Here is a 2669-nt window from a genome sequence, read left to right as displayed (position 1 = left end):
GCAGCGGCGCCGAGCGGGACCGCAGGGATCGCCTCCATGACGCTTTCGAGGAGAGCCAGCCGGCACGCAAGGGGAGTCAGGCGGCCACAACGGCCAAATGGGCCCTGACACTTCTGTGGGCGTTTTTCGCGCTCGGCCCCGGTGCAATCCTGGGCAACACATTTTTCAGCGAGCCGATTTTTGCTGGCGTGGTGGTGGCGCCGGGGGTGCCTTCGCTGCTGATCTGGCAGGTCCTGTTCTGGTTTGTCGGCGTATTCATCGTGTGGTGGCTGGCCTATCAGGGACGCCTGTCCGTCATCGATCAACGTCCTCGCCACAGGATCGTCCTGGTGCCGGACGTGAACCCATTGTTTGAGTCCGTTACGACCCCGTGGATCGCACGGCTCCTCGACCGCGTGACGGGCCGGTAACTGGGCATGGAAGGCATCGACCTCAGGCGTCTACGCTATTTCATCGCGGTTTGCGAGCACGGCGGCTTCTCCCGTGCGTCCCAATCCATAGGGGTCGCCCAACCGTCCCTGACGCGACAAATTAAGCTGCTCGAAAAGGAAGTCGGTATCTCGTTGATCAACCGAAGTGGGCGCGGTGCCGAGCCCACGGCCGAAGGATGGTTCCTCCTCGGCCAGTCGCGCCTGCACATCGATGGGCTCGATGATGCGGTCCGCGAGGTGCGCCAGCGCTCGGACAAGCTCAAGGGCGAAATCTCGCTCGGCATATGCCCGACGATGGTGCCGCTGTTTCTGGAGGACATCCGCAATTTTGTTGAAGCCCAGTATCAGGGTGTCACGCTGAATGTCGTCGAGGCCTACAGTGGCGACCTTGCCAGTCTCATGCGCTCCGGCCGGCTCGACGCTGCACTCACCTATCGGCCCAGCGCGCCGGATCAGCTCGACATCCTCAATCTGTTTGCCGAGCGCCTCGTGCTGGTAACCGCTTATGCCCGCGCCCAGGTCGACGCGCCGCGCCAGTTGGGAGACATCAGCCGGTTAAAGTTGATATTGCCGAGCGAAATCCATGAATTGCGGCGGATCATCGATCGGGTCTACCGCGACCGGGGCATCGCGCTGCAGCCGGAACTCGAGCTCGATTCGCTCGGCGCCGTAAAAGCTGTCGTCGCGGACAAGACCACCCAGTACGCAACCATTCTGCCCCACTCGAGCGTGACGCGCGAAGTGGCCGGGCACGTGCTGAGCGCTTATGCGATCGCTGACAGCGCCATGGTCCGCACGATTGCCGTCGTGCGGCCTCAGGGAGGCAGTCCCCGGAACGTGGTGCTCACCGCCTTGATTGATGAAGTCCGTCGGCGGGCCGGACGGATCAAGAGATCCATGGACAGCGCCGACGCGGTCTTGTTAGGGCAGGGATAGAAGGACGGCCGCTTTTTGTCGTTGCCTCAATAACGGAATGTTATACGCTAGGCCTCCGCGGAGCCTAGGGAGCCGTTTTGGACCTTCGACAGCTAAGATATTTTTCCAAGGTCGTCGAGAGCGGCTCGTTCTCGAAGGCCGCGACACAGCTCCATGTGGCGCAGCCCGCTTTGAGCCAGCATGTCAGACACATGGAAGAGGAGCTTGGCCTTCCTCTCCTGCATCGCGGGCCACATGGCGTGAGTGCGACCGAAGCGGGCACGCGGCTGATGGTGCATGCCAAGCGCATCCTAGCCGAGTTTGCCGAAATTAACGACAGCGTGAGGGGCGCCGCCATAGCTCCTCGCGGTGAAGTGCGCTTCGGCCTGCCTGGTACAGTGAGCGAGCTTCTCGCGGCGCCGCTGATCGAGGCCGCCCGCGAGCGGTTCCCCGAGGTGCGCATCCGTATCATTGAGGCGATGAGCGGCTACATTCTGGAATGGTTGAAGCGGGGGGAGGTTGACCTCGCGATGATTTATGCAACTTCGGATCCTCGGGGGCTCGCTGTACATCACGGCTTGTCCGAGGAAATCTGTCTCTTTGCCAGCACGTCGATGCCGGGCCAGGCCGACTTACAGGGCTCTTCCGTGGAGCTTCGCGACGTCGCCGGTTTGCCCCTCGTTGTGCCGGGCCCGGGCCACGGTCTGCGAGAACTGATCGAGGTCGTGGCAGCCTCAGTCCAGGTCGCCATCAACCCTGCCATCGAAATCGACTCCTACACCCAGATCAAGAGATTGGTGACACGTGGGATCGGTTACGGGATCCTCCCGCGGATGGCGATCAACGCTGAGGCGCAGGCTGGCCTGTTTCGGGCGTGGAGTTTCCAAAACCCGGCAATTACACGGAAAGTGTACCTGGCCTACTCGACCGAACGGCCGTTGCAGACAGCGCCCCGCGCCGTCGGGCAGCTATCGTGGGAGATCCTTCGCCAGTTGGTCAAGGACCAGGTCTGGAGCGCCGAACTATCCAACGAAACCCAGCGGCCCAACCTCTTCGGCTAGGGTGCTGCGGGCGGGCTGCCGCCTGTACCGTTTCGCTATACCTGCCATTACAAAACGCTATTTGACGAAAGGACCCCTTCCGGTGCGATGGTATCGGAAATGCACCATAAGGAAGAGCCATGCCAGGCGCGCTGGAGGGAACGATCGTCATCTCGCTGGAGCAAGCCGTGGCCGCGCCTTTGGCGACGTCCCGTCTGGCCGACGCGGGCGCGCGGGTCATCAAGCTCGAGCGCCCCGAGGGCGACTTCGCGCGCGGCTATGA

4 protein-coding genes are annotated in these 2669 nt (G+C 62.5%); all 4 read left to right on the top strand.

The genetic code is table 11. The features are described from left to right. On the top strand, positions 1–410 hold a 410-nt coding region (locus tag EN991_RS40080; RefSeq protein WP_206519286.1), incomplete at its 5' end, for a hypothetical protein. Positions 411–416: 6 nt separating this feature from the next. Then, the gene (locus EN991_RS31455; RefSeq protein ID WP_127370210.1) at positions 417–1367 is read left to right on the top strand and encodes a LysR substrate-binding domain-containing protein; all 951 of its coding nucleotides are present in this window, start codon (positions 417–419) and stop codon (positions 1365–1367) included. A gap of 77 nt (positions 1368–1444) precedes the next feature. Beyond that, positions 1445–2407 carry a LysR substrate-binding domain-containing protein gene (locus EN991_RS31450; RefSeq protein WP_127370209.1) on the top strand — a complete coding sequence of 321 codons (963 nt, stop codon included), beginning with the start codon at positions 1445–1447 and terminating at the stop codon, positions 2405–2407. 119 nt (positions 2408–2526) lie between these two features. Beyond that, on the top strand, positions 2527–2669 hold a 143-nt coding region (locus EN991_RS31445), incomplete at its 3' end, for a CoA transferase (RefSeq protein ID WP_206519287.1).

Source organism: Mesorhizobium sp. M7A.F.Ca.US.005.03.2.1 (assembly GCF_003997795.1).
Taxonomy (GTDB): Bacteria; Pseudomonadota; Alphaproteobacteria; order Rhizobiales; family Rhizobiaceae; genus Mesorhizobium; species Mesorhizobium ciceri.
Note: the sequence above shows the minus strand (reverse complement) of the source record. Positions and strands in the feature narration are given on the sequence as shown.